Annotated in this window: 6 protein-coding genes and 1 pseudogene; 3 read left to right on the forward strand and 4 right to left on the reverse strand. The window is 56.9% G+C overall.

The features are described 5' to 3' along the window. From F8N49_RS24050 to pyk, 3 genes and pseudogenes are all read right to left on the reverse strand, one after another. Positions 1–310 (reverse strand): annotated as a pseudogene (locus F8N49_RS24050) (hypothetical protein); the annotation flags it as partial. Positions 311–532: 222 nt separating this feature from the next. After that, on the reverse strand, positions 533–1,828 hold the full coding sequence (locus tag F8N49_RS24055) for a hypothetical protein (protein ID WP_151552866.1): 1,296 nt from the start codon (positions 1,826–1,828) through the stop codon (positions 533–535). 202 nt (positions 1,829–2,030) lie between these two features. Next, positions 2,031–3,482 (reverse strand): pyruvate kinase, encoded by a 1,452-nt coding sequence (gene pyk / locus F8N49_RS24060; protein WP_024014116.1) that lies wholly within the window; start codon positions 3,480–3,482, stop codon positions 2,031–2,033. A 172-nt stretch (positions 3,483–3,654) separates the two neighbouring features. Between pyk and F8N49_RS24065 the strand changes: the two genes are divergently transcribed. Then, a complete protein-coding gene (locus F8N49_RS24065; RefSeq protein WP_016773461.1) occupies positions 3,655–4,041 on the forward strand; it encodes a tol-pal system YbgF family protein in 387 nt (128 codons plus the stop codon). Positions 4,042–4,272: 231 nt separating this feature from the next. After that, positions 4,273–4,632, forward strand: a complete 360-nt coding sequence (locus F8N49_RS24070) for a PilZ domain-containing protein (RefSeq protein ID WP_071173390.1) — start codon at positions 4,273–4,275, stop codon at positions 4,630–4,632. Between the two features lie 92 nt (positions 4,633–4,724). On the opposite strand, the gene F8N49_RS24075 is transcribed toward F8N49_RS24070, so the two are convergent. Beyond that, complete coding sequence (locus F8N49_RS24075; protein ID WP_133339801.1) at positions 4,725–5,102, reverse strand: DUF6124 family protein; 378 nt, start codon at positions 5,100–5,102, stop codon at positions 4,725–4,727. Between the two features lie 471 nt (positions 5,103–5,573). Here F8N49_RS24075 and F8N49_RS24080 point away from each other — a divergent pair. Further along, the coding region (locus tag F8N49_RS24080) for a hypothetical protein (protein ID WP_151552868.1) at positions 5,574–6,471 on the forward strand (898 nt) is incomplete at its 3' end.

Below are 6,471 nucleotides of genomic sequence, written 5' to 3' on the forward strand. Positions count from 1 at the left end.
TTCCGTCAGGCTGGATAGTTAAGGACTGCACCCCATCCGTGCTTAGTGCAAAACCCGGAAAATTACCTATGACAAACCCGGACTTACCAAAATCGGTGTCCACTTTACCGTCACTCAATAGCCGGCCGAGTATGTATTGGGTCGGGAATGCCACAGGTTGAGCTGCTACGAAGTAAATTTTTTTATCCGGGCCGATCTCCACTCCGTGGATGCTTGCTGACGGGTATGGCGGCACGGTAATCATCGCGACCCCATTTGCGCCAAAATCAAAATCCAGGGTCCCTGCACTGTTTGATGTTTGTATGTTCATTGTATGGTCCGTGATCGATGTTTTTGGATGAGAGCGCCATTGTTCGCCGGAGGCGGTGGCGGCGTTGAGCAGGTTTTTTCGGTGACGGTCAAGACGCCTTCGCGAGCAGGCTCGCTCCCACGGGGGAACGCATTTCAAAGTTGGGAGCGAGCCTGCTCGCGAAAGGGGTTGACCAGACCGTAAAACTCTCAATCAGGGGCAGCCGGTAAACTCGTCGCCAGGTCACTCGATCAATCCACGGCCGACGCATTGAACCCGTTGCCCGTCGACTTGCCTTTGGCCGAGGAACGTCATTTTACCTTCACCGATTGCAACCCCGGTCCAGATCCCCCTCTCCAGGTCGAACACTCGCCAGCCTTTGCCATCCGCAAAATCCGTGTCCAATTTGCCGTCATCGGTGAATCTGGCAATAACATGGTTAAAACCAGAGGACACTTGACTCAGCCCGGCAACAAGTATGTGTCCGCTGCTCTGGATGGACGCGTCAAGCCATAAGGTGTCAATGCCTTGCAGTCTGCTCAGAAGTGGTTTGCCTGCGTTGAACTGGATGTTGGGTTTGCCGTCGGATTCCCGGCTGATCAATACGCCATGGTGTGCAGGCTCGGTATACCCAACGGATAACAGCCGCTTATTCGTCTGCCCGATAACTTTCAAGACATTGACGCTCAGCGAGTTCTCTATCGGATCCATCACTTCAAAGCCATCAACGGCGAACGAGTCATCAATTTTCCCGGTAGCAGTCAAGCGGTTGAGTACTGCCCGGTAAGGATCATTGCCACGTACACAGCCCGCGAGCACGTAGGTCCCATCCTGTTTTGCCAATAGATCGTATAGCTCCGTGTGAGTGAAATTCGGGTGGAGAACATAGGCGATTTCTCCCTCGTTAAATTCAATATCCCGTGTGCCGTCAGGCAAGAGTCGAATGACGGCTGTCGCCACTTTGTTTCCATCCCGATCTACGGTGGTATGCAATACGATCTTGCCGTCAGGCAGAACGGTCGACCGCTGGCTAGCGGTTTTTGAGTTCGCTGCGTTGGGTAGTTGCTGGTGCTTCTGATCTGCCGTGTCGTCATCCGTGAGGTAAACAGCGACTTTGCCGGTTTTGTTGAATGCCGGATCAAGGTTGCCAGCGACGTCGAGACGCACGACTCCTATGGCACGCTTGAGGTTAGCCTGAAAGAAACTGCCGATGAGCAGCAGTTTGCCGTCGGCCTGTTCCACTATTTCGTTAGCGAAGGAATGCGATCCTTCTCCGTCCTCAAATTGACCGGTTACGTAGCCACTCTGGCCAAATTGAGTGTCGTGTACGCCATTGCTATCCAGTCTGATCAAGTAGTAGGCATCACCGTTCGATTGGCCTACGCTTCCCGCGATATAGGTGCGCCCTGATTTGTCGACCATCACCCCCCGCAGGACAAGGTCTCCTGAAAAATCGGGAGGTTTTTTCGGAGTGGCAACGCCCTGATTGCCAAACGTTGGGTCGAATTTACCTGGCGAGATGTTTGCCGCAACGTCCATCTTCAATCCTCCTTAGATCACGAGTCGTGCCCAGTCTTGAGTGGTTGGGTGGTGAAGTAGCACGCTAGTCAAGAATGGCTCTCGCAACAACTGACAGAACTGACAGTTGACGTTCTGTGAAACCTGGTTTTCAGCGACATGCAGACAACAAAAAGCCCCGCCATTCACATGGCGGGGCTTTCGTGTTTCAGCGGCCGGTCACTCAGACCTGCGGATCACCGACATGCAGGATCTTCATGCCGTTGGTGCCGCCAGTGGTGTGGTAGCTGTCGCCCTTGGTCAGGATGACCCAGTCGCCTTTTTCCACGACGCCGCGCTTGGTCAGCTCGTCGATGGCTTTCTGGCTGACTTCGTGCGGTTCCAGCGAGGCCGGGTCGAACGGGATGGTGTAGACGCCACGGAACATTGCTGCGCGGGCCTGGGCTTCGCGGTGCGGGGTGAACGCGTAGATCGGCACCGAGGAGCGGATACGCGACATGATCAGCGGGGTGAAGCCGCTTTCAGTCAACGCGATGATCGCTTTGACGCCCGGGAAGTGGTTGGCGGTGTACATGGTCGCCAGCGCGATGCTTTCGTCGCAGCGGCTGAATTCCTTGCCGATGCGGTGGCTGGAGGTCTTGCCGGTCGGGTGTTTCTCGGCGCCGACGCAGATGCGCGCCATCGCCTGCACGGCTTCCAGCGGGTAGAGACCAGCGGCGGATTCTGCCGAGAGCATCACAGCGTCGGTATAGTCGAGCACGGCGTTGGCCACGTCGGACACTTCGGCGCGGGTCGGCATCGGGTTCTGGATCATCGACTCCATCATCTGCGTCGCGACGATCACCGCTTTGTTGTGGCGACGTGCGTGCAGGATGATTTTCTTCTGAATGCCCACCAGCTCGGCGTCGCCGATTTCCACGCCGAGGTCGCCACGGGCAACCATCACTGCGTCGGAAGCCTTGATCAGGCCATCGAGGGTTTCGTCGTCGGCCACGGCTTCGGCGCGTTCGATCTTCGCCACCAGCCAGGCTGTGCCGCCGGCCTCGTCACGCAGTTGACGGGCGTATTCCATGTCGGCGGCGTCACGCGGGAAGGACACTGCGAGGTAGTCGACTTCCATTTCGGCGGCGAGCTTGATGTCGGCCTTGTCTTTTTCAGTCAGGGCCGGGGCAGTCAGACCACCACCGCGACGGTTGATGCCTTTGTGGTCGGACAGCGGGCCGCCGATGGTCACCACGCAATGCAACTCGGTGGCAGTGGCGGTTTCAACGCGCATCACCACGCGGCCGTCGTCGAGCAGCAGCTCGTCGCCCACGCCGCAGTCCTTGACCAGATCCGGGTAGTCGATGCCGACCACTTGCTGGTTGCCTTCGGTCAACGGATGGCTGGTGGAGAAGGTGAACTTGTCACCGATCTTCAGCTCGATCTTCTTGTTGGCGAATTTGGCGATACGGATTTTCGGGCCTTGCAGGTCGCCGAGCAGGGCGACGAAGCGGCCGTGCTTGGCAGCGAGGTCACGCACCAGCTTCGCGCGAGCCTTGTGCTCGTCGGGGGTGCCGTGGGAGAAGTTCAGACGGGCAACGTCCAGACCAGCCAGAATCAGCTGTTCGAGAACTTCCGGCGAGTTACTGGCCGGGCCAAGGGTAGCGACGATTTTGGTACGACGGACGGACATGCAAAGACTCCTGAGTTCAAGCGCAGGCAGAGGCTACTATGCTCGAAGGGTGTAGTCATTGTTCGAATGCACTACTTATCGTTTTCTTTATTGAACGTGGCAACTTCGGGACAAACGCGCCTGAAGATTTTCGACCAGGGGTCGATACAGAGCACAAGACAGGAGAACCCCCATGCGATTGTTGCCCATTGCCGCCCTTGCCCTCAGCGTCCTCGCCGCGACGGGCTGCACCCGTTGGTCGATGAACCATCATTTGAACAACGCCTACAGCGCCTATGAACGTGGCAATTGCGAGCAGGTCATGCTTGAACTGTCCAAAGTAGAACGTGCCAGCCGCGCCCGCCCGTACGTGTGGCCGGAAGTGTCGATGATGCGCGGCCAGTGCCTGGAACGGCAGAAGCTGTACATCGACGCGGTGCAGACCTACCAGTTCATCATCGCTTCGTACCCCAACAGCGAATACGCCTACCGCGCCCGCGCGCGTCTGGAAACCTTGCAGAGCCTGGGCCATTACCCGACACGCAGCGCCGCTGCGGTGGTGCGGCCGACACGCTTCTGACGGTACTGTCGTACAAAATCTGGCCGTCTGTACAAGCTCCGCTATAGTCAAGGAAACCGCTTGCGAGGCTTGTCTCGATGGCGGCGCAACACCTGCGACTGGCAGTGGTAAAAGTGACGGCGATTGTCGCGACCGTCACACCGGAAGCGGGGAGAGCGGGCCTGCCTACAGGCTCGTTCCGAAGCACAGGTGCGGCTCCCTGGCGGAGCCCTGCATGGCGTACAGCACATCATGTTTACCGACCGCCGGATCGAACGGCACCAGTTGCCGTATTACCTCAGAGTGTTCAATAGCATCACCGACAAACCCGTCGGCTTTCTCGGCAACGTGTCTGCGGACGGGCTGATGCTGATCAGCCAGTTGCCGATGATGATCGGCGCAGATTTCCAGTTACGCCTAAAAGTCCCCGCCCGTGATGGCAGCCAGCAAGTCATCGATTTCAGCGCCTGCTGCGTGTGGTGCCATGAAGACGCCACGCCGATGCATTACGACGCCGGTTTCATCCTGCGGCGTGCACCGGCGGAGTTCGGCGAGCTGGTGCTGGCGCTGAAGCAGTACTTCAGTTTTCAGCCGTTGCCGGCTTCTGCCTGAACAGCAAAAGATCGCAGCCTTCGGCAGCTCCTACAGGGGAACGCATTCCAGATGTAGGAGCTGCCGCAGGCTGCGATCTTTTGATCTTGACGTCACGCCACCGCGATCGCCCGCTCCTGATCCAGCGCCTTCTCCGCCAGCAATAACCCCATCTCGCTCAACTGATAGATCGCCATCGCCAGATGCCGCGGCTTGTCCTCGAGGCTGTCCGCCAGGTCGAGCAGCAGAATGCTGACCGAAGAAAAGGTCTCGTAGGTTTGAATGGCCATCGCTTCGGGGTTGATGTCGGGCGCAACCATGAACATCTGCATGCCGCGATCGACGGAATTGCACGACGGCGCAGCAGCGGGCTTTTTCAGGTAGTGATCGAGGGCTTTTTCAGCGGCCTCGTGGAGTCTGGTGGAATCGGGGGAAGCGTAGGGGGAGGTCGAGTCTTCGGTTTCAGGGGGATTGGGTGTTGGTTTGATCATGGTGATATCCCTTGGTTGGGGCCTTCACCCCTCGCGACTAAACGAAAGGGTGGCGGCTGGACGCAGGTTAGTCGACCGGGGGTATCACCAAAAACCGGCGCGCCGAAGCGCCCTGCGTACAGCCACCATCGAGTGCGGGGATAGGGATTACCCGACTGGATGACGCTTATACACCTTGATGACAAACCCCCGGGCGACTAAACCCGACCACTGATTGGCAGCGGCACGGATCACGTTACGGGGCAGCTTCAAAGCGCACAAGCCGGCGGATTCTGAGTGATGTGTAGGCAACGGCGCAAGCCGATGTAGCCGCGTGCTAATGGCTGAAGGACGTCTGCATGTTGCGGCGTGGGAATAGTTACCGCTGGTCGGGACTGTCAGGTTTGACAGGTGTAGCGATGCAAGGCACCGGTATTCAATGACTTTACCTGTTGCATCAATCAGCCACCTTGCCCTTTCTGAGATCCGGCCATGGAACAAGATGATGGTTTTAACAATCCTTCAGACAGCTTGCCTCTCAAGCAAGAGATGATTAACGCAGAGGAGTTCGCGACAGCTGTTGTGTTTGTTACCGATGAGCTTCGCGCACAACACGGGGATTATTGGGCGGATCTTCGAGTGAGCTACGCCTACTCCGCAGATGGCACAAGCTTTACTTGTAAGGTGTTGGCGTACAGAGCCAAAGCCAATTACAGAGAAGAAGGGAATGTAAAGTTTTATCTGTCGCTGGTTAGTGGCGAAGGGGATGTAGTGGAACTCACGGATGAGGCACTCCAGACCGGGGAGTGGAATACCCTTAATCATGAAAAAACCATCACCGCTAATCGAAGAGACGTTACGGTAGGGTTCGATTACATCTACGACAGGGAAGGTACAAGTGACCCCACGCTGAAAACCTATAAAGTCACCCGCTACCAACCTCCCATTCCGACCATCGATGTAATCCGGAACTATATCTCTTCCAAATTCAGTGTAACGGGTCGAGGAGCATTGGCCGGAGCCACCCTTGCACTCGACGATGGCAGCGGTACTGTCGGGTCAGGGCCGGCTGTCGAGAGCCGGTGGTCAGTGCCAGTCACCGTGGCAGAAAACAAAAATTCCCTAAGGTTTCAAGCATATCAAATATACGCCGGTAAGGTTTCCGAGCGGACGGGTTATATAACAGTCTACCGCGCTCGAATTACTTTCCCGGCAGCTAATGCTTTGGTGTTGGCAAAGGATCTGGTTTGTTTCAGAGGTGTGGCTGCGCCGGGTACTGTTATCAGAGTGGTTGGGCATTTGAATCATTATGAAAACTGGAGCGAGGTTATTACTGTCGGAGACACCGATACGACGTGGGAGGCTCCGGCAATAAAGGTCTCTGGTAGCG

Origin of the sequence: Pseudomonas sp. GXM4, assembly GCF_008923895.1 — a bacterium.
GTDB lineage: Bacteria > Pseudomonadota > Gammaproteobacteria > Pseudomonadales > Pseudomonadaceae > Aquipseudomonas > Aquipseudomonas atacamensis.